Consider the following 22,327-nt stretch of genomic DNA (forward strand, 5'->3'; position numbering starts at 1 on the left):
AAAGCATATGACGTATTGCGAGTTCCACATGAATATTCTTTGATTCAAAAAATAATAAATTTCTATTTTTATAAACTTTATTCTATAAATAATTTCTTATAAGTCATATAAATGTTTATACTCTCATAAAATTTATTATTAACATTTTCCTAAATGCAAATAGGAGAACTTCCTCCCATTCAGGTTTAGTTCTCCTATTTGCTCATAATATGTCATCATCTAAATTTCTACCTGTTTGTTTCTCTAATTGTTTTATGGCGTTTTTGCCCCCATTTTTTGCAATCTCTAATAGCTCTGAAAGACTTGATGAAATATCTCTACTTGCAAAAACTTCTAATAACATTGGCATATTAACTCCAGTTATGACCTCCATATCTTCCTTTTCTAATGCAATCATACTAGCAGCATTAAATGGACTTCCACCAAAGAGATCAACCATAACTAAAATTCCTTCTGTACAATTTAATTCTTGTATAAGTTTATTGTATTTATCTAATAAATTTTCAATTCCCTCTCCTGGCTTAAACGTAACACATCCAATATTCTTTTGTTCTCCATAAATCATTTCTGCCGATTTAACTAACTCTTTAGATAAATCTCCATGAGTTCCTACAATTATTCCTATCATTTAAATTACCCCTTTTAAAGTTTTTTCAGTTAATCTTTCTATATTAATGATATAATATGACATTATGTTGTCAAGTTATATATTATATATTTATATGTGAGGTGATGTTATGCAAATTAGCAGATTGTTTCAAATTATATATATTCTACTCAAAAAAAAATCAATAACAGCAAGAGAGCTATCAGAGCATTTTGAAGTATCTGTCAGAACAATTTATAGAGATATTGATGCTCTATGCCAGGCTGGAATTCCTATATATTCAAGTCAAGGTAAAGGAGGCGGTATTTCATTAGTAGATAAATTCATTTTTGATAAATCACTATTTTCTGAAGTTGAACAGGATAAAATTCTACTTGCTCTACAGAGTCTTTCCGCTGTAGGATATGATGATATTAATGACGTATTATCAAAATTGAGCAATCTTTTTCAGAAAAGTGATATTAATTGGATTGAAGTTGATTTTTCTAATTGGGGTAGTGAAAGAAAACAAAAAGAGATCTTCAATCTAATAAAAGAATCAATACTAAAGCAAAAAGTAATCAATTTCTCATATTTTAGTGCTGACGGTATGAAAAGTAATAGGTATGTTGAACCTTTTAAATTGTTATTTAAAGATAAAGCCTGGTATCTACAAGGATATTGTCTTGAAAGAACAGCGTTTAGAACCTTTAAGATAACTCGAATGAATGATATTAATATTACAGATGAAAGTTGTATACATCAATATTTACAAGATCTTATGGATGATTCACCATCAGAAAAATTCAGTGAACTAATTCATCTTAAACTAAAAATATCTTCAGAAGGTGCCTATAGAGTATACGATGATTTTGATGAAGAAAATATAACTATCGATAAAGATGGCTCTTACTCCATAGACATTTCGATGCCTGAGGGTGAATGGATTTATAATTATCTTCTTTCCTTCGGGACAATGTTAGAAATTATAGAGCCTATAGATGTCCGAAACGAAATTATCAACCGCTTAGGTAACATGATAAATAAATATACTTCTAAAACTTGACATAATGTAGTCAAGTTTAGTTTATTACAATAATAATAAATAAAATTTAACTGTATAAGGATTACGTTATTAAAATATTTTAGTATATTTTAAATTCAGATTATAATAAAATATCAAGTTTTTTTGATATAATAGTTACAAGGAGATTATGAAATACTTATGAGTGAACCACTAAAAAATATTTATACGTTAGAATTTTTAAATGATTTTTCAAATAAGATACACAATGTTTATGCAGAATTTAATAAGAGCGATTTTGTCGCTTCAGTTTTAGCTTATCCGTGGGATGAATTGCCTTTAAAGGCTCGTATTCATAGAATAGCTGAAATATTAGGTGACTACCTTCCTAATGATTTTGAAAATGCCCTAAATATCTTATTCTCCATTAATAAGAGTTGCGTAGGTTTTCCATATCTATTCTTTCCAGATTTTGTTGCTACCTATGGGAAGCAAGAGAAGTACTTTGAGCTCTCTATGAATGCCTTAGAACGTTTCACTCAACAGTCATCTTCAGAGTTTGCGATTCGACCATTTTTATTGAATGACCCTCGAGGTGTAATGGAATATATGATGAAGTGGTCATTATCTCCTAATGAACATGTAAGGCGTCTTTCAAGTGAAGGCTGTCGACCACGTCTTCCTTGGGGAATAGCTCTTCCGATGTTTAAAGCCGATCCATTACCTGTTTTTAAAGTGTTAGAAAATTTGAAAGAAGACGACTCTCTTTATGTTCGTAAGAGTGTTGCTAACAACCTTAATGACATTTCAAAAGATAATCCTGACGCTGTTTTAGCGATAGCGGAGAATTGGATATGTCATAATCAAAATACTGATTGGATTTTAAAACGCGGCTGCCGTACCCTTATTAAAAGAGCTAATCCCAAGGCAATGTCACTCTTTGGTTACACTAACTCTTCAGCTGAAAATCCCATATTTAGAACTGCCTCAATCTCTATTCAACCTAACCAACTTAAAATTGGAGGCAGTTGTGAGTTAAATTATTCACTGGATATAGACTGGGGTTCTCCAGTACATATCCGCTTAGAATATGGCATTGATTTTATAAAATCAAATGGTAAATCATCACGTAAATTATTTTTTTTATCTGACAAAACAGTGTTACCTAATGCACATTTACAAGGTACGCGTATACATAGCTTCGCAGATCTTACTGTCCGTAAGCACTATCCTGGCATTCATAAAATTGTCCTTATAGTTAACGGCATAGAATCTGCGCAGACTACATTAAATATTCTTGAATGCAAATATGATTATAAATAATCTACTATTGAAATAAAAAACAGGTACATTAATAATATTAAACAAACAATATAAATATATTATCGCAATATATATTGAATTCAAATGATATCCATATCACATGAATATTTTTACGAAAATTTCATATAATATAGATGTTTTCATGATTTAAACTATCCACTTTTAGCCCCATTATTGGGGCTTTTTTATTTATCCTGAAAATCATTTTTAACTTATAGATATACTTAGATTAAGTATAAACTTTTTCTTAAAACGTATAATACATTTATGAGTACACAGGATTGGAGGATTTAAATGAAAATATTAAAAAAGATATTAGCTATAACTGCAATTACCATAATATTTAGTACGGTACTTAGAAGCATCTTTCTCAATAATACAGCTATTGCAGAAGATTCTAAACAAAGAACTACTATTAGAGTTGGCCTGTTTTCGGCAGATCTTAATGATGATTACCTTATATTTCTCCGTAAAAATTTTGAAGATATACAAAATCAACATCCGAACGAAGTCATCTTTACATTTTATGATGCGAAATTCAATCAATCAACTCAAAATGCCGAACTTGATACTAAACTTAATGAAGGAATTGATCTAATATTGCTAGATATGGTTAATGTTAACGATATAGGAGACTTAATTAATAAAATATCAAAATATGAAATTCCAGTAATAGTTTTTAATAGAGAACCACTTACAATGGATGCTATAAAATCATATAAAAAAGCCCTATATGTAGGTACTGATTCAAAACAAGCTGGTACTTTACAAGGTAAAATTATTACTGATGCTTGGAATAATCATAAAGATTTAATTGATAAAAATAAAGATAATGTATTACAATACATTATGCTTATTGGTGAAAGACTTAATAAAACATCTATAGATAGATCTGCATATTCTATTTCAACTATACAGCAGGCTGGAATTAAAACAGAGGAACTTGCGTCACCTGTTTTAAATTGGGATAGAGAAACAGCGCAAAATACTGTTGATGCATTATTCCTAAGACTTGGAAGTAAGGTGGAAGCAATAATTTCAAATGATGATTCTATGGCAATTGGTGCAACTAAAGCATTACAAAAATATGGCTATAACACTGGAAATAAATCCAAAGTAATTCCTATTGTTGGAGTGGATGGCGTTCCTGAAGCTAGAGAATTGATTTCAAAAGGCTTTATGTTAGGCTCTCCTGTTCAAGATACTAGCGTTATGGCTAACGCTATTTATACAATAGGTTCTAACTTAGTTCATGGAATAAATCCTATTGAAGGAACACCATACAAATTAGATGAATCTGGAGCTGCTGTTCGTATACCATACGAAGAATATACTGGCCCAATGTTTCAATAAAAAATTAGATAATAAAAGCATATAATTTTTATAAATTTATTTTATTAACTAATAATTATTATTGACTAATGCAATTATTATGTATATAATAATCTTAAAGATAACACTCTCATTTTTTTCTAATTATGTCAGCTAAATTTTAAACACATTGATGATTTTAATCTTAAAATATACATAAATAATAATTTTAAGATTCTTAGTCATTAAAAAGACATTTTAGAAATAAATTTAAAGAGTACAAGACTGTTGTAATGACAATTAAACTTGGTTATTTAGCAGAAAGTAAAACTTTATATCCAAGGTCTTGCAAAAAAAATCATGAAGAAATAGTCAAATAATTATAATTAAATTTAGGAGGTAATAAAATGACTGAATTGAAACAAGTGTATAAATGTGAAATTTGCGGTAATATTGTGGAGGTTGTTCATAATGCTGGAGGTACACTAGTATGTTGTAATCAGCCAATGAAGCTTAAAGCTGAAAATACTACTGATGGAGCAACAGAAAAGCACGTTCCTGTAATTGAAAAAGTTGAAGGTGGAGTTTTAGTAAAGGTAGGCTCTGTAGAACATCCTATGCTTGATAACCACTATATAGAATGGATTGAAATTCATACTGAAAGTAACGTATATAAAAAATTCTTAAAACCTGGTGAAAAGCCTGAGGCTTTCTTTAAGGTAGATGAACCTGTTCTTTTTGCTAGAGAATATTGCAACTTACATGGTTTGTGGGCTGAAAAAAATTCTTAATAAAAAACTTTTTATTTAAATGAATAGAAGTCTGTAGTCATTTGATTATTGCTTACATATCTTAATCAAATGACTACAGACTTAATGTTTTACTTAGAAAACTTCCACTTCAACATTAATACATAAATCCTTCTAAGAAAATAATATACTTTCATATAATACAAAGCAGATCCATTCATTATTTTTTATATTTTTAGTTAATGTATAAAAACAATGTGAACTTCAAATTAATGAAATTCACATTGTTTTTGAGCTTGTCTTTATTTAGGAGGCATTATTGTTGCTATGCCTTTAAGCACTTGAACACCATCTTGATTTGTACATATAGTACTTAATTTTATTCTATTTTTATCTTCAATTCTTTCTATCACTTCTACTTCAGCCTTAATTGTATCTCCTATTTTTACTGGAGCCGTAAATTTTAGTTCTTGTCCAAGATAAATTGAACCTGGACCTGGCAATTGCATCCCCAATACTGCAGATACTAAGCCAGCAGTTAACATTCCATGAGCAATTCTACCTTGAAACATTGTTTTTTCTGATTCAACTTGATTTATATGTGCCGGATTTAAATCTCCTGTTATTCCGGCATATAAATATACATCAGTTTCTGTAATAGTCTTTTGAAAAGATGCCTTATCTCCAATCTTTAATTCCTTTATAGTTAATCCTTTCACTAGTACTCCCCCTTCTTTGCTATATAATTTTCAAAATATTATTTGTAAGTATTTTCAATTCTAATTAAACAAAATGTAATAAGCTTTGTAATGCTATTAATGCAAATACAGTTCCTGTCTTTATGCAAGTGATTACAAATATATCTTTATATGATTGTTTATGAGTTAACCCTGCAATTCCAAGTAAAGTTATAACTGCACCATTATGAGGTAATGTATCCATTCCACCTGAAGCCATAGCAGCAACACGGTGAAGTAATTGTGGATCTATTCCAACACTATTTGCCCAAGTTAAATATTGTTTTCCAAAAGTGTCAAGTGCTATACTCATTCCTCCTGAAGCAGAACCTGTAACTCCTGAAAGAACATTTACTGTAACTGCCTCTGAAAGTAATGGGCTTCCATCTGGGTTAATATTAGTTAAAGCATGAGCTATAGATTGAAATCCTGGTAAAGTTTTGATAACATTACCGAATCCTACTTCTGACGCTGTGTTCATAACTGCTAAAAGTGATCCAATTGCACCAGCATTAATTGCTGCAGCAAAGTTTCCTTTCATACGTTTTGGGTTAATTGATACTGCAAGAGTAATACCAATTACAAGTGCGATCATAAGAGCCCAGTTATTCATTGAACCTACAACACCAGCTTCCGGTATGTTGTATGGAGCTTTAGTTACCCAAGAAACGATATCCCATTTAGGAAATACAACTTTTTGAAGAACTAGAGTCACTATAAGTACCGATGCTAATGGTAATGCTGATATAAATGGATTCGGCAAGCTGCTGTCTTCAACAATCACAGGCTCTTGCTTATGGTTTGTTCCATATCCTTCTCCTTTTGCCTGAGCTTTGCGTTTGCACCATTCTAAGTAGGATACACCACAAACTAAAACCATAATTGCACCTAGCGTTCCAAATATAGGAGCTGCATATAAATCTGTATTAAAGAATTTCATTGGTATAGAATTTTGAATTTGAGGTGTTCCTGGAAGCGCGTCCATTGTGAATGTGAAAGCACCAACAGCAATAGTTGCAGGCACAAGTCTCTTTGGTATATCTGCTTCTTTAAATATAGAAGCTGCAAATGGATAAACAGCAAATGCTACAACGAAAAGACTTACTCCACCATAAGTTAGTATAGCTGCTGCTAGTATTACAGATAGCATAGCTCGTTTTTTTCCTAATTTATCTACTATAAATTTTGCTATTGATTTTGCTGCACCAGATTGCTCCATAACCTTACCAAATACTGCACCTAGTAAGAAGAATGGAAAGTAAACTTTTACATAGTTACCCAAGTTAGGTAAGAATATTTCCGTATAAGTTGGCATAATCGCCATTCCTGAAAATATAGCTGCCATAATCGCAAATATAGGTGCGAAAACAATAACTGAAAACCCCTTATAGGCCATAAACATTAAAAGTGCTAAGCTTAATAAAATTCCTATAACTGCCATATACAAAACCTCCGTTATTTTATTATTTTTCTTTTCAAATATTTTATCCGTATCCTATTCACTTATATTAGTTGTTACTTCAACTTCATAGGCTTATCTTTAAAAATTCTTTCATCCATTGTTTTTAAATTATTTGATATTATTGGCTTAAAGTCCATTTGATCAATAATATCCTTTTGTAAATCTACCCCTGGAGCTATTTCTTCTAATGTTACTCCATCTTTTGTCAATCTGAAAACTGCTCTTTCAGTTATATATAATACCGGTTGATTTACATCTCTAGCATAATCTCCACTGAATGTAATTTGTTCAACATTTTTAATAAACTTCTTTGACCTTCCCTCATTTTCGATTACTAGCTTGCCATCAGTAACATTAATTTTAAGTCCTCCTGCTGTAAATGTGCCACAGAATATAACCTTTTTTGAATTTTGAGTTATATTTATAAATCCTCCACATCCAGCTATCTTAGGACCAAATTTACTTACATTTATATTGCCTTTTTCATCGCATTGAGCTAGTCCTAAAAATGCTACATCTAACCCTCCACCATCATAAAAATCAAATTGAGATGATTGATCTATAATGCTATCTGGATTTATAGCTGCACCAAAACTTAAACCTCCTGCTGGAATTCCACCAATTGGGCCAGATTCAATAGTTAATCTCATTGTATCTCCTATTCCTTCTTCATTGGCAACCATTGAAATTCCCTCCGGCATACCTATACCAAGATTAGTTACTGCATTTGGTATAAGTTCCATTGCACAACGCCTTGCTATTATTTTTCTCTCATCCATTGAAAGACATTCGATAGAATCTACTGGCATTCTTATTTCTCCACTATAAGCTGGATTAAATGCTTCAGCAAATGTCTGCATATGGTCTTCACTGTTAGCTACAACTATAGCATCTACAAGTATTCCAGGGATTTTTACAAGCTTTGGATCTAAAGTTCCCTTAGAGACTATTTTCTCAACCTGAAGAATTACTTTTCCACCAGAATTTTTTGCTGCCTGTGCCATAGCTAAACCATCTAGTGTTGCTGCTTCCTTTTGAAGAGTTGCATTTCCATCTTCATCTGCATATGTTGCTCTTAATATAGCTACATCTATAGGAAATGCTTTGTAATAGAGATATTCCTTATTATCAATTTCGATAACCTTTACAATGTCCTCTGTTGTACATTCATTTAATTTTCCTCCCTCAACTCTTGGATCTACGAAAGTCTTTAAACCAACATGAGTAATTGTACCTGGTTTACCTGCCGCAATATCTCTATATAGACTAGATATTACTCCTTGTGGAAGATTGTAAGCCTTTATTTTGTTTTCAATTGCGAGTTTTTGGATCTTAGGAGCTAATCCCCAATGACCGCCTATTACCTTTGAGAGAAGACCTTCTTGTCCTAAATGATTCAAACCTTTTTCTTTACCATCTCCTTGTCCCGCTGCATAAACAAGAGTTAAATTATTAGGGGCACCTTGTTCTAAGTATATTTCCTTAAGTTTCTTAGAAACCCCTTCTGCATGCCCAGCACCTATAAACCCACCAAATGCAACTGTGTCTCCACTTTTGATTAAGGCGATTGCTTGTTCTACCGACATTATCTTGTTCATCTTTACTCCTCCTTTTCACACTTTTATATACTCCATAAAGCAAGAGTGTAATATTTTATTTATAATTCCTTTTACACTTATTTATATAAGCAATATCCGTGCCAAGATTTCGAGCATGTATTCAACGTAAAATTGCGCTTTTCTATAAGTAATTTCATAAAAAATTCTTAATAATAGAAAGTTTTTGTTCGTTATTTCGTACAGTTTTTTAAGTAAACATTTACATAGTGTATGATTTTCCGTACAATTATTTTGCATAAAAAAAGAAGTTGTTCGTAAAAACGAACAACTATGTTTGTATTTTATATTTTTCTATTTTCTCATATAAACTAGTACGCCCTATATCAAGAATTTTTGCTGCCTTAGTTTTATTACCATCCGCAGCCCTAAGGGCAAGAATAATAGCATTTTTTTCACTTTCAGCAAGAATATCTTGAAGCTTCTTAGGAACCATTGAAACCTTTTTGCCTGTGATCTCTTTCGGTAAATCTTTCACTTCAATAATCTCACTATTCTCCATAATGTTTATAGCCCGCTCTAATATATTTTCTAATTCTCTTACATTACCCTTCCATTCATAGGTTTTAAGATATTGTTCAGCCTCCTTAGAGATTCCTCTAACCTTCTTATCTAAATCAACTGAAAGCTTTTTTATTAAATGATTAGAAATAAGTATTATGTCATTTCCTCTTTCTCTTAAAGGTGGAATTTCAATTGTTACGACATTAAGTCTATAATATAAATCTTCACGAAACTTACCTTCTTCAACTAATCTTTCAAGATTTCTATTTGTTGCAGCAATTATTCTAATATTAATCTTTTTACTAGCTACGCCACCAACCTTTTCAACTTCTCTTTCTTGAATAACTCTTAATAGCTTTACCTGCATATGGAGAGGCATATCTCCAATCTCATCTAGAAATATAGTACCTTCATTTGCAATCTCGAATTTTCCTATCTTACCTTCTTTTTTGGCACCTGTAAAAGCTCCTGATTCGTAGCCAAATAATTCTGATTCAAGTAAATCACTTGGAATTGCTGCACAATTAACTTTAACAAATGGCCCTTCATGTCTATTACTTTCCGAATGTATTGCATGTGCAAAGATTTCTTTACCTGTCCCGCTTTCCCCTAAAATTAGAACATTTGAATTTGTATGAGCTGCTTTTTCAACTATGGCTTTAGCCATAACAATAGGTTCACTCTCACCTATAATATTTTCAAGCGAATAATTTGCTTTATTGAATTCTCTAAACCTTGATTTATAAGTAGCTAATTCCTTTTCTATAACGCTTATTCGTTTATAAAGGCTATTTAATTCTTTTACATTTCTAAATAAGACCTTACCAACTACCCCAATAATTTCTCCATTTTTTACTATTGGTATTCTTGACGCTATCATATAGCTTCCTTTTATCTTATGAAGTTGTGCTACTTCTTCTTTTCCAGTTTCTAATACTATTGGCATTCTAGTATTTTCTATCACTTCATTTACATGCCTGCCGATAGCATCCTCCCTCTTAATCCCTAAAAATTCTGTATAGGCATTACTGATCATAGTAACTATCCCCTGCTTATCAATGATAATCATTCCATCATAAGCAGTTTCAATTACAGTATTTAGTATTTCTTTGCTATCCCTCTCTTCCTCAAGCTTATGAATTAACTGACTATAATTTGTTACATTACTAAAAATTAGCATTGATCCTTGTGTATTAGTATTTTCTCCAAAAGGTATGATACTCAAAATCAAATTCAATTCATTAACTACTATTGGCCTTTTAATTTCCTCTTTTTTAGTTGACAGAAAGTATTCTATATCTGGATCTGGCATTATTTCTTTAATATTCTTGCCTAAACCACCTTTACTATCTATATCAAAAAGAATACTAGCTGCTTCATTAATAAAAAGTATTTTATCGTTACTATCAACTGCAATTATTGCATTAAACATATTATCTAATATTACTTCAAGCTTACTAATATAATTTTTGAATAATGGTTTGTTGCTCATGTAACACCTTCTCTCTTAAATCTTATTTTTAAGTATTTTACTAAAGATTCCAAGTAAATACAAGTGATAAAGTAACTATTCTGGAACATGGTTTTCAGCTTTATATTCCCATTTATAAGCCTTCCACATATACTTTTATTAAATACAAATTAAACCTTAAAAAATATAGATATTCACCTTTAAAACTATATTTATGTGCTAACTTAAAGTTTTATCAACTTTTTTAATATGCTCATCTAACAAATCTAAATTAAAAACATTGTTATTTAGGATATATTTCATAGTGTGAATCCAGGCCATAATTGATTTATCTACACACATATTCCAATAATAAATCTATCTTGAAACTCTAGCGAGCCAAGTAGTCAATTAGTTCTAAATAATTGCAATATATATGTACTTAAATTAAATATAAATATTTTATAAGCATTTAGAAAGGACTGATAGAAATAAAAAGAATAACTTCATCTTATTATTCATCTAATACAGCTAAATATAGAATAGTAGGATATATACACGGTGCCACCACTAATGTAAATCCTAACAAATTAACTCATATTAATTACGCTTTTGGAAGTATTATAAACAATTCAATTTTTATTCCTGATTATCAAAATTTAATGAATTTAGTATTATTAAAATCTCAAAATCCAAAATTAATGGTCATCCTTTCAATAGGTGGGTGGGGAGCTGAAGGTTTTTCAGATGCAGCATATTCAGAGTCATCACGGAATAGTTTTGCAAATAGCTGCCTGGATATCGTAAATAACTATGGTATAGATGGAATAGACCTTGATTGGGAATATCCTGTTAGCGGATCTTGTAACCTAATTAAATGTACTCTTAAAGATAAAGAAAATTTCACGCTTTTACTTAAATCTATACGTAATAAAATTGGAACGAATAAAATACTCAGTATTGCAGCTGGAGCAGATAAATTTTACATTAATAATGTAGAAATTAATGAAATAGTAAATATCTGCGATTATATAAATTTAATGACTTATGACTTTGGTTATAATACTCATAATGCAAATCTTTATCCAACTTCTTCTACCTATGGATCGGATTTTAGCTGTGATGAGTCAGTAAATATATTTTTGCAGGCAGGTGTTCCAGCTATGAAAATTAATTTAGGCATTCCTTTTTATGGGTATTATGGTCATGAATATCTTTCATATGGAAATCTACTTGAAAATTATATAAATAAAAATGGTTGGACTAGATACTGGGATTATGAAGCAAAAGCCGCTTATTTAAAAAATTATGATTCATTTATTACTTATGAGGATGAAGAATCAATTGACTATAAAGTTAAATATATAAAATCAAAAGGCCTCGGTGGCGCAATGTTTTGGGAATATAATCAAGATTACAATGATATTCTTCTAAATAAATTATGGACAGGTTTAAACGAATAATATTACATGCATAAAAAATAAAAATAGGATGTTACTTAATTCATCCTATTCTTATAAATAAATATATTTTTTTTAATACCATTTTATTGAATTTAATTTTTGAAATACTAATTTAATTAATTTAGTCATTATCATTTTAAACACTATCTAATAAAGTTAGTAAATATTTTCTCTTCACCTTTACTTTCTTCTACATTAGCTTTCCCAGAATCAGCAAGTTTTAATAGCCATGCCATGTTCTTTCCTAAAACTCTCATTATCTGCATTCCTTCTTCATCCTGAACTGCTTCTCCTGGTGCTGTACCGTGAACTACGTTCCAATAGTTTGATGTTGGCATTAACATCTCAGAATAATTAAGATAATTATTTAACTGAGTAAATGTTGGAACTCCACCAGACCTTCTAACTGCGACAACACTTGCACCTACTTTGTGTCTAAGCATGCCATTATTTACAGATGTAACATAAAACGCACGATCTAAAAATGATTTCATAGTTCCTGCTATGGCAGAATAATGCACTGGAGAGCCTAGAATGATTCCATCAGCTTCTTTCATCTTTTGAATCCAATCGTTAACTTCATCATTCTGCATAACACACTTTTCGTTCATATTTCTGGCACATCCGCCACAAGCCATACATCCACGTATAACCTTATTTCCAACATGAACTATTTCTACATCTATATTCTCTTTCTTTAATTCTTCTGCTACAGCTTTTATTGCCTCATAAGTATTTCCATTCTTTTTAGGACTTCCATTAAAAGCAACTACTTTCATAATACATACCTCCATAATATTAAAATCATGATGTGATTATATAACTCAGTAATGTAAGTAACAAGTACGCACTTTTTAGTTAGACAACTTACTTTTTGGTAAGAATTATTGAATAGCCTACATGTAAGGCCATAATAAATTTTTCATAAAACAATAATATCCTTATTCTAATTCGCAATATATAACTTATCTAATAGTCATGGTAAAATAACCATTATCTTATACAATCTTCTAAATTATTACTAACATATATTTTACATTTTGCTTAATTGATTTGATATTATCAGACAGGTTGTTTATACTAATATCTAGTAACATTTATAAATATTTAAAAATGAAAGCGGGTAACTAAATGGTAAATTATAACGGAAGAAGTTATGTGTGCTTATTGGATTTTGCAATGGATTTTATAAGAGGAAAATGGAAGGCAGTTTTATTATGTCATTTATATAATGAACCAAAAAGATTCCTAGAACTTCAACGAATGACTGAAGGAATAAGTCAAAAAGTGTTAAATGAAAAACTTAAAGAATTAGAAAATGATGAACTTGTATGTAAAAAGGTTTATGCAGAAATTCCACCCAAAGTTGAATACTCTCTTACTGATAAAGGAAAAGAGCTTACTAGTATTATTAAGGAAATTGAGTCTTGGTCGGTTAAACACTACCCTGAATTAGATAATAAATGTGTTTAATTCTATCACTTTTCTATAATTAAAATAAAGAAGAACCTTCTCCTTTATAGCTGATTCTTCTTTATTCTTTAAATGCATCACTCTTGTCTTTTTACTAATTATTTTATTGCATAATTTATTTCAATGCCCTTCCTCTGTCTCATCTACTATTATACTTTTTTATGTCTTTAAATATGTTACTACTTGTTAGTATTATAGCTATAGCCTTTCTAAATATTTATTATTGATTTCATGGCTACCATCACTCATAATAATTTAACCATATTAATATTATTATAAAAAATTATTTAACTCACCTTAAATTTCAAGATATCTTATAACCATATTTGGTTATATTTTTAGTTTTTTCTGCATTTTTCTTTATTTTCTCTTAATTTTTTAATTTTAATTTCGATTATTATAAATATATAGATTCTACATAATATAATTCATTTTACATCGTGTTATTTGGTTTGCAATAGCTGGTAGTTTAAACTAAATTTCTATGAATTAAAATCAAGAAGTATGTAGACTTTTAATTACAACTTTTCTCAAATATAAACTATTTATATTGAACTTTTAATGGAGGTGAGAAAATAAAAAACTTTCGCATAAAAAATAAAGAGGGGTTGATTTAATGATTTGGTTTAAAAATTTAAGAATATCGCATAAACTTATTTCCACTTTTACTTTTATTTCAATTTTAGTATGTATTGTTGGTTTTATTGGATTATATAATATGAATATAATTAATAACAATGCAACTTCCATGCATGATTATAACTTGGCCTCAATAAATAACTTAACTACTTTAAAGCAAAATATTTCTGATATACGTTCAGATTTGCTAAAACTTGCTTATCAAAGAAATGTCAGCGAAAAGATATAGTAAAAAAAGACATTAAAGACTTAATTGACGAGAATAATGACCTTATAAAAATATATGAAAGTACTCTAATCTCTGAATCTGAGAAACCTGCATTCTCAAGCCTTAAAGAAAACTTTAATAAATATGTTGATTTATCTAACTCAATAATAAAATACGTAGATGAGAATAATTTTAGTGAAGCTGATGAAAATTATTCTAAAGTTACCGAAACCAGAAAAAATATATATTTGAGCATGGATGAATTAATAAAAAATAATGTTAACCAAGCCGATGCTTCTTATTCTGAAAATAACTCAACTTTTAAAAGATCTTTATACATAACAATCTCAATAATACTTATTAGTTTACTACTAGCTGTTATTTTAGGTTTATCAATTTCATTTATGATTTCAAAACAAGTAAAAAGAGTTTTAATCTTCGCTGAAGCTCTTGGTAGTGGTGATTTAACTAAAACTATAACTGTTGACTCTAAAGATGAAATAGGTGGTCTTTCAATGGCATTAAACAATGCAAAAGAAAATATACAGAATTTAATTGTTGAAATAATGAACAGTTCAAGCGATATAAGCGCCACAAGCGAAGAACTTTCTGCTACTACTGAAGAAATTGCTTCTAAAATGGAAATTGTTAATGAATCCACAGAACATATATCTAAAGGTGTTCAAGATTTAAGCGCTACCACAGAAGAAGTAACTGCATCAACAGAAGAAATAAGTAGCGCCATAAATTCCATCGCAAAAGATGCAGAAAATTCATTAGTATCAGTAAATGAAATAAAAGAACGTGCTTATAATATTAGAAATAAATCTTCAAAAAGTATTGAAGAAAGTAATTTAATTTATGATAAAAATCGTTTAAACATTTTAGAATCAATTGAAAATTCTAAAATTGTATCAGAAGTTAGAATAATGGCAAATTCTATTGGAAGTATAGCAGAGCAGACAAATTTATTAGCTCTAAATGCTGCTATTGAAGCCGCTAGAGCTGGTGAACACGGAAAAGGCTTTGCAGTAGTTGCTGACGAAGTTAGAAAACTTGCTGAACAATCTTCCAATGCAGTTTATAATATTCAAACCATGGTATCACAAGTTGAAGCTTCTGTAGAAAGTTTATCAAAAAGCGGACAAGATGTTCTAGAATTTATGGCTGACAATGTTAAACCTAATTATGAACTCCTCATGAATACAGGAATTCAATATGAAAAGGATTCTGAATTTATAAGTAATATTATAGATAAATCTGCCTCTTCTTCAAAACAAATGGATGAAGTTATAATGCAGATAAGTGGTGCAATACAAAATGTATCTTCAGTAGCTCAAGAATCTGCCTCAAATACAGAAGAAATATTAAATAGCATTACTGAAGTTACCTTTGCTCTTTCAGATGTTACAAAATCTGCTCAAAGCCAAGCTGAACTTTCACAAAAACTTAATGAAATGATTCAAAGATTTAAGATATAATACAAAATCAAAATAATTTATGAAAATTTAAAATTATCTTTGCAAATCTCATATAAAATGTAAAATAGCCTGTACAAATTTTATTTGATACTATAATAAATTATCAAATAAAATTGGCATAGGCTATTTCTCTTTTAGAGTTTAATAACTTTAAGATAAAGACTGAAAGTTTTATTATGCCTCAGCTTATCTCTAAGTAATGGTATTCTTTTAATTCACACAAAAACTATAATAAATTTAATTTCTGGAATACCAGTCACCTAGGGTAGCAAAATATCTCCTCAATCTATAATAAAACTTACTTGTACTAGACATGGAAGCCTTAGCATATCACGTGGGAATTTACTCCAGCTACCCAAACTAATTATCTGCTGATTGATTCATGGTATGCGTTAGCAAATGTTTTCTCCGAATTAGGACTAGTAACTTAAGGTTTTCCTATTTAGTGCCAAGCCTAGTTTCATTAATTTCTATATTGTATTCTAAATCTGCATATGCTTTTATCGAAAAACCATCTACCTTACCTGTATATGGACTAATAAATATCTCCACTTTTTTAGAAGAATTATTTTCATCTTGATAAAAAAGACGATGTCCATTTTCTCCTGCTACAAGTATACATTTAGGTTTTTCTATATCCCCTAGCTTATGCTGCTTAATAAAATCTTCAGCTGTATTTTTTAATTGTTCTTGAGAAATTGTTAACTTAGGTTTGGATTCATCAAGATATCCTTCACTAATCAATACATTATCTATTTCCTTTGTGTTTTCATTAAAATCAAACATATAGCATTTATCTTCATTAATTCCAACCCATCCAGTTTGAACCATTCCGTGCTTTAATTTTGCTACCCTATCCTTAAGTCCATTATCATTTTCTTCAGCATAAGCCATTTCCTTATCATATTCTTCCTTAGATATTTCTTTCTTATCATATGAATCTTGTATATCTTTTTTTTCTAGTGGCTTTATTGCATCCAAAGTTTTTTCATTTAATATACATGCGCCAAACTTAAAATCTTCATTTTCTTCAACAGATGATATGTTAAAATATTCTTTTAATATACCTAAGGATTTCTGCCTATAAGCTTCCTTCTCATCGCCAGTTATTTTTCCAGTCCCATCATCTTGAGAAACTGATGAAGTATCCTCTTTAGTGTAGACAACATTTTGTTTTATAGTATCTGCAAAAGCTCCTTTCATATTAATTTGATTAAATATAGCAAAAGTAGATGCTACTACTCCTACTATTAACAATACTGCTACTATTTTTTTAGAATGCACAATAATCCCTCCATAATATATTTTTTAATTGTGCGTAAGTACTTACCCCACTCTTTAAGTATAAAATTTGAATGTCCCAAAAGTTTATTATAGTTGTAAAATAGTTGTAAACTTACATATACTTCACTAATAAACTCAATCAAAAATCCAGAACTCTCTATTTCTATTTACGATTATTTTTATTCAAACTATCTAAAACTATTTTTAAGATATGCATATAAGCTACGTTCGTACCTTTTAATTCACATGCTTATCATTTATTTCAGCAATATGACTATTAAAAATTAAAATAACTTCCGTTCCTATACCTAAATTACTATTTATTTTAATATCTGCATTATGAACCTCTGCTATCTTTTTACATATAGAAAGACCAATTCCTGCTCCATTATTTTTTCTACTTCTAGCTTTATCAACTACATAAAATGGCTGCCAAAGTTTATCTAAATGTTCTTTGGCTATTCCTAAACCTGAATCTACAACAGATAGGTGAGTTTTACTCTGAAAAGTGTATATTTTTATATATATTTTCGAATTATTTTTAGATGCTTTTATAGCATTTTCAACTAGATTAGATAATGCCATAGTAATTAGATCCTTTTCTATATCTAGTACGCAATCCTCTCCTTCAATAATTAGGTCTATATTTTTATCTTTAAGTTTACTAGATAACAATCTTCTAACCTCGTTTATTATAGTAGATATTTTTTCAGGCATTAACTCGATTTCTTGAGTCTTTGTATAAATTAAATCCATCATTTTAAAAGCCATCTTTTCAAGCCTTTTTCCTTCTTTATATATGTAATCCGAAGCTTCAACAAATACCTCTTCATTATATTTTGATGTTCTAATTAAATTTGCATATCCAATTATTGAAGTTAAAGGTGTCTTAAGTTCATGAGTCAGATTATTTATAAAGGTTTCCTTCTCAATATTAGATGTTTCAAGTTCGTTTATTTTATCTTCTATTGTCTGTGCCATAAGATTAAAATTATTGGAAAGCACGCTAAACTCATCTCTTGATTTAATTCTCACCCTTTCTGCATACTGGCCAAGAGATATTTTCTGGGTCGAAGCTATTAATGTATTTATTGGTTTTGTTATTAATTTGCTTATAAAAAACATAAATATAGCAAAAATAGAACAGATTAAAATATCTAATTTCATAAAGAGAGCATATTGATTTATTTTTTCAGAATATATATTTGAAATATCTTTCGCATAGTGTACTTTTATTGGATAGTCATATACATTAACTAAGCTGCTAGCGTACAAATACTGTTTACCATCTACTGTCCTAATAATATAATTAGTTTTTCCTGGCAAAAGGTCTTCTAGTTCATCCTTTTCGTTTGAAAATGGAAATTTCATGTCTGAAAATAATATATTATTCCTAGAATCCAAAATTTCTACGTCTCCATGCTGTTCTGCTCCACTATTAGTAGCCTTATTATATTCATCCATTAAAGTCCCAATTAATATATTTATATCGTAGGTATTACTTGAATAGATTTTTTGCATATACATAGAATTAACACTTAATTGTGAAGAAGCAAATTTTTGTTCTGCAAGGCATTTATCAACTTCTTTTTGTAGCAGATCATTATGAAGTTTTTGTATCAATATAAATCCAGCTATGTTCAAAGTGAATACAAGTAATAGTAACGAAAAAAGATATATTTTAAGCCACAACTTCATGTATTTCACTCCTCTAACCTATATCCAATTTTATATACAGTTTTTATGTTATCCCCAATATCAAGCTTTTTTCTTATTTTTTGTATATGAGTATCTATTGTTCTGGTCTCCCCCATATACTCATATCCCCAAATTTTTTCTAATAAATACTCCCTAGATAATGCCATATTTTTATTTTTCACAAGCAAAAGTATGAGCTCAAATTCCTTTAAAGTAAGATCAATTGTCTCATCTCCATTTTTTATAATTCTTTCGTCTTCATATATTTTTAGTCTTTTAAATTCTATACAGTTATTATTTTTTGAATATCTTCTTAGTACTATTTCAATTCTTGCTAATAATTCAACTGTTTCAAATGGTTTAACAATATAATCTTCTGCACCAGATTTTAAGCCAGTTATTTTATCAGCAAGCCCATTTTTAGCAGTCAGAAATATTACTGGTACATTTAAACTTTTTATCCTTTTCATTAATTCGAATCCGTCTATACCTGGCAGCATAATATCCATAAGTACAAGATCAAAAGACTCTTTTTTAATTAAGTTAAAAGCCTCCATTCCATCAAATACCTGCTTGCATTCATAACCAGCTATTCCTAGGCTTATCCGTATTAAATTAGATATAGCTTCATCATCTTCTACAATTAAAATATTTATCTTCAATTATGTATTTCCCCCTAATAACTAACGTGATATTTTAAAGTAAATTCTTCAATTTAACTTTCATCTCCATTATATAACATAACTTCCAAAGAAATTGCAAAATAGTTGTAAAATAAATTTAGCCTTATTTCATATACTCACTCAAGATAGCTAAATCATGCTTACTTCATAATAGACCTAAGCCCTTAAATTTTCACAATGTTTAAAATATTTAAATAAGCTTATTTTATCCCTTAAGATTTTATGATATATTTTGGCACTAAAAAATACTTAGAGTTCGTATTTCTCTAAGTATTTTCTGTTTGCATAATTAATCTAACTAACTTCATACTTTATCTTCTTAAGTTATACCCTTACACGTCTTAAAAGTCATCCATTATTTATATTAAAGAGATTTTACATAAATGTTTTTTGAAAGCTCATTTAATTTTTTCATATCTAGTATATTTATCTTCTTATTTTCACACTTTATGATTCCCTGTGATTCCAATTCTTTAAACGTTCTATTTAAATGCCTGTAAGTCGTTCCTAAAAATTCAGCAATCTCTAAATAAGATGAATTTAAAATTATGTAACTTTCATCTATTATATGTTCCATCAAATAACTAGATAACCTATTAATAAGTGGATACACAAAATTATATGAGCTATTATTAATAGTTACATAAAGTTTTTCACTTAAAGAATCTACTAAATGATGTAAAAACTTTGTATTATCGAAATAGTTTTCTCTTAATATATCTGATGGAATTCCTATTAAATAAGTATCTTCTACTGCATTAATATTGCAAAGTATAGGAATGTTTTTTAAAAGTTCTAAATCTCCTACAGTATTAAAATCTCTATAAAATTTTAATAGCATTGATTTACCATTTTCAAAAGGATAAAACACTTTAATTTTCCCATCTACAATTAGATAATAATATTCAAGTTTTTCTTCTGACTTCATTATATATTCTTCTTTTTCATAGAAATGAAGCTGAAAATGTTTTAGTATCGTGTCATCAAATATGCTTTGTATGTTATGCTTTTTAATATAATAATTTAAAAGTTTATTATCTAAAATTTTTTTCATAGACTCTCCTAACATGACTTATGTCATTTTCAAATTCCTATAAATATATTATTTTATTAACAGGACATTGTAAATAAAATTAAATTTTGATTTTTACAAATTTATATACAACTATACGGAGGACATATTATGAACTATGAAGTTATACTATTTGATGCAGACGATACCTTATTTGATTTCAAAAAATCTGAAAGAGAGGCTTTCAAAAACACTATACTCGAATTTAATATCAATTACGATGAAAATTACCACTTAAAAATATATCACGATATAAATACTGCTATATGGAAAGAGTTTGAACAAGGCTTAATTACTCAGGAAAAACTCAAGGTAGAAAGATTTAAAAGACTTGCGGATAAACTTAAAATTTCTTTTGATGAGATTGAATTTGCTAAATCATATATGAAAAACTTGTCTAACTGCTCCTTTTTATTTGATGGTAGCCTAGAGCTTGTAGAGCATTTGATTAAAAACTATAAACTCTCAATAATTACTAATGGTCTCACAGCTGTACAAGAAAATAGAATTAGAAAGTCAACTATATCAAAATATTTTGAAGATGTAGTGATATCTGAGGAAATCTCCATCTCAAAACCTAATCCAGAAATATTTGGACATGCTTTAAAAAACATACGCCACACTAATAAAAACACAGTACTTATGGTTGGAGATAGTTTAACTTCCGATATACAGGGTGGAATCAATTTCGGTATAGATACCTGTTGGTACAATCCAAATAAACTTGAGAATAATTCAAATATATCACCTAAGTATGAAATTTCTACCTTTGAAGAGCTTAATCATTTACTCCTTAATTCTTAGAATTTACTAGTATTTTTTTAGGACATGCTTAATCTTTATGCACATGTAATATTTAGGATTAGGTCACTACGACCTAATCCTAAATATTATAATTCATTCTTTATAAATAAATCTAAAGCAAAATGACACTAAACTTTCATTATACGAAATTCTGTAATTTTCTTTAAAATAAAGAAGACTAACAGAATAATTCAACTTCAATCTGTTAGTCTTCCAGATCTAAAATATTATATTAAATATTGTTATTTTCCTTAATTCTTACTTGTTTCATTGTTTTCAGATGATTGATTTACTTGATTATTTGCTGTGTTTTGACTATCTGAAATATTTTTATTGTCTGCACCAACAATATTTATATTTTGACCAGTAGTTAAGTATTTTGAGAATATAAATGTTAAAGTAGTAAAATCATATTTTTTATCTCCAATAATAATTGAATCTTGCACTAATTTTCCACTTCCATCAAAGTAATACCACATTCCGTTATTCTTCAACCAGGAATTTGATGCCATAACTCCATTTGTCCAAAAATAATACCAATTTCCATTATACTCCATCCATTGGTTTGTTATTGAACCATCTTCCTTAAAATAATACCAGTCTCCATTGATTTGTTTCCATCCTTTAGCTTTTACACCATTCTCTACCCAATAAGAATGTTTATATTTATCTTGCTTCCAAGTCGCAGAAGCTGATACTGGAATAATCCCTATCACTGATATGGCCAGTAATGATGATATTATTAACCTTTTTACCATTT

18 protein-coding genes and 1 pseudogene are annotated in these 22,327 nt (G+C 29.2%); 8 read left to right on the forward strand and 11 right to left on the reverse strand.

The window, feature by feature from the left end:
- Positions 1-202: 202 nt before the first annotated feature.
- Positions 203-628, reverse strand: a complete 426-nt coding sequence (locus AXY43_RS04855) for a PTS sugar transporter subunit IIA (protein WP_012059521.1) — start codon at positions 626-628, stop codon at positions 203-205.
- A 109-nt stretch (positions 629-737) separates the two neighbouring features.
- Between AXY43_RS04855 and AXY43_RS04860 the strand changes: the two genes are divergently transcribed.
- The 4 genes from AXY43_RS04860 to AXY43_RS04875 all read left to right on the forward strand — a co-directional run bounded on the left by AXY43_RS04860 (position 738) and on the right by AXY43_RS04875 (position 5,035).
- Positions 738-1,652, forward strand: coding sequence for a helix-turn-helix transcriptional regulator (locus AXY43_RS04860; protein ID WP_039769305.1), 915 nt, complete (start codon positions 738-740; stop codon positions 1,650-1,652).
- Between the two features lie 159 nt (positions 1,653-1,811).
- Positions 1,812-2,933, forward strand: a complete 1,122-nt coding sequence (locus AXY43_RS04865; protein WP_105411114.1) for a DNA alkylation repair protein — start codon at positions 1,812-1,814, stop codon at positions 2,931-2,933.
- A gap of 294 nt (positions 2,934-3,227) precedes the next feature.
- Positions 3,228-4,286: a galactose ABC transporter substrate-binding protein gene (locus AXY43_RS04870; RefSeq protein WP_105411115.1), complete on the forward strand. Its 1,059-nt coding sequence runs from the start codon at positions 3,228-3,230 to the stop codon at positions 4,284-4,286.
- Positions 4,287-4,651: 365 nt separating this feature from the next.
- Positions 4,652-5,035 carry a desulfoferrodoxin gene (locus AXY43_RS04875; RefSeq protein WP_012059525.1) on the forward strand — a complete coding sequence of 128 codons (384 nt, stop codon included), beginning with the start codon at positions 4,652-4,654 and terminating at the stop codon, positions 5,033-5,035.
- 260 nt (positions 5,036-5,295) lie between these two features.
- On the opposite strand, the gene AXY43_RS04880 is transcribed toward AXY43_RS04875, so the two are convergent.
- The 4 genes from AXY43_RS04880 to AXY43_RS04895 all read right to left on the reverse strand — a co-directional run bounded on the left by AXY43_RS04880 (position 5,296) and on the right by AXY43_RS04895 (position 10,804).
- Positions 5,296-5,712, reverse strand: coding sequence for a MaoC family dehydratase (locus tag AXY43_RS04880; RefSeq protein ID WP_012059526.1), 417 nt, complete (start codon positions 5,710-5,712; stop codon positions 5,296-5,298).
- Between the two features lie 64 nt (positions 5,713-5,776).
- Positions 5,777-7,171 (reverse strand): GntP family permease, encoded by a 1,395-nt coding sequence (locus AXY43_RS04885; RefSeq protein WP_012059527.1) that lies wholly within the window; start codon positions 7,169-7,171, stop codon positions 5,777-5,779.
- A 74-nt stretch (positions 7,172-7,245) separates the two neighbouring features.
- Positions 7,246-8,790 carry an acyl CoA:acetate/3-ketoacid CoA transferase gene (locus AXY43_RS04890; RefSeq protein WP_077868825.1) on the reverse strand — a complete coding sequence of 515 codons (1,545 nt, stop codon included), beginning with the start codon at positions 8,788-8,790 and terminating at the stop codon, positions 7,246-7,248.
- 289 nt (positions 8,791-9,079) lie between these two features.
- Complete coding sequence (locus tag AXY43_RS04895; protein ID WP_039769295.1) at positions 9,080-10,804, reverse strand: sigma-54-dependent Fis family transcriptional regulator; 1,725 nt, start codon at positions 10,802-10,804, stop codon at positions 9,080-9,082.
- Positions 10,805-11,304: 500 nt separating this feature from the next.
- Between AXY43_RS04895 and AXY43_RS04900 the strand changes: the two genes are divergently transcribed.
- On the forward strand, positions 11,305-12,225 hold the full coding sequence (locus AXY43_RS04900) for a glycoside hydrolase family 18 protein (protein WP_279220086.1): 921 nt from the start codon (positions 11,305-11,307) through the stop codon (positions 12,223-12,225).
- A gap of 143 nt (positions 12,226-12,368) precedes the next feature.
- Here AXY43_RS04900 and AXY43_RS04905 read toward each other — a convergent pair whose 3' ends face one another.
- Entirely contained in the window at positions 12,369-13,004 is a 636-nt protein-coding gene (locus AXY43_RS04905; RefSeq protein WP_017210998.1) for a flavodoxin family protein, read from the reverse strand.
- Between the two features lie 352 nt (positions 13,005-13,356).
- Between AXY43_RS04905 and AXY43_RS04910 the strand changes: the two genes are divergently transcribed.
- Positions 13,357-13,698, forward strand: coding sequence for a winged helix-turn-helix transcriptional regulator (locus AXY43_RS04910; protein WP_012059532.1), 342 nt, complete (start codon positions 13,357-13,359; stop codon positions 13,696-13,698).
- A gap of 616 nt (positions 13,699-14,314) precedes the next feature.
- Positions 14,315-16,026 (forward strand): annotated as a pseudogene (locus AXY43_RS04915) (methyl-accepting chemotaxis protein).
- A 438-nt stretch (positions 16,027-16,464) separates the two neighbouring features.
- Here AXY43_RS04915 and AXY43_RS04920 read toward each other — a convergent pair.
- The 4 genes from AXY43_RS04920 to AXY43_RS04935 all read right to left on the reverse strand — a co-directional run bounded on the left by AXY43_RS04920 (position 16,465) and on the right by AXY43_RS04935 (position 20,745).
- A complete protein-coding gene (locus tag AXY43_RS04920) occupies positions 16,465-17,310 on the reverse strand; it encodes a hypothetical protein (RefSeq protein ID WP_105411117.1) in 846 nt (281 codons plus the stop codon).
- Between the two features lie 237 nt (positions 17,311-17,547).
- Positions 17,548-19,008: a sensor histidine kinase gene (locus AXY43_RS04925; protein WP_105411118.1), complete on the reverse strand. Its 1,461-nt coding sequence runs from the start codon at positions 19,006-19,008 to the stop codon at positions 17,548-17,550.
- A gap of 5 nt (positions 19,009-19,013) precedes the next feature.
- Positions 19,014-19,670: a response regulator transcription factor gene (locus AXY43_RS04930; protein WP_039769284.1), complete on the reverse strand. Its 657-nt coding sequence runs from the start codon at positions 19,668-19,670 to the stop codon at positions 19,014-19,016.
- A 385-nt stretch (positions 19,671-20,055) separates the two neighbouring features.
- Positions 20,056-20,745 carry a Crp/Fnr family transcriptional regulator gene (locus AXY43_RS04935; protein ID WP_017210991.1) on the reverse strand — a complete coding sequence of 230 codons (690 nt, stop codon included), beginning with the start codon at positions 20,743-20,745 and terminating at the stop codon, positions 20,056-20,058.
- A gap of 129 nt (positions 20,746-20,874) precedes the next feature.
- On the opposite strand from AXY43_RS04935, the gene AXY43_RS04940 reads away from it, so the two are divergent.
- Positions 20,875-21,567, forward strand: a complete 693-nt coding sequence (locus AXY43_RS04940; RefSeq protein WP_039769282.1) for a YjjG family noncanonical pyrimidine nucleotidase — start codon at positions 20,875-20,877, stop codon at positions 21,565-21,567.
- Positions 21,568-21,818: 251 nt separating this feature from the next.
- Here AXY43_RS04940 and AXY43_RS04945 read toward each other — a convergent pair whose 3' ends face one another.
- Positions 21,819-22,325, reverse strand: coding sequence for a phage tail protein (locus tag AXY43_RS04945; protein WP_105411119.1), 507 nt, complete (start codon positions 22,323-22,325; stop codon positions 21,819-21,821).
- Positions 22,326-22,327 lie beyond the last annotated feature (2 nt).

The sequence above is a fragment of the Clostridium sp. MF28 genome (assembly GCF_002969175.1).
Taxonomy (GTDB): Bacteria; Bacillota; Clostridia; order Clostridiales; family Clostridiaceae; genus Clostridium; species Clostridium beijerinckii.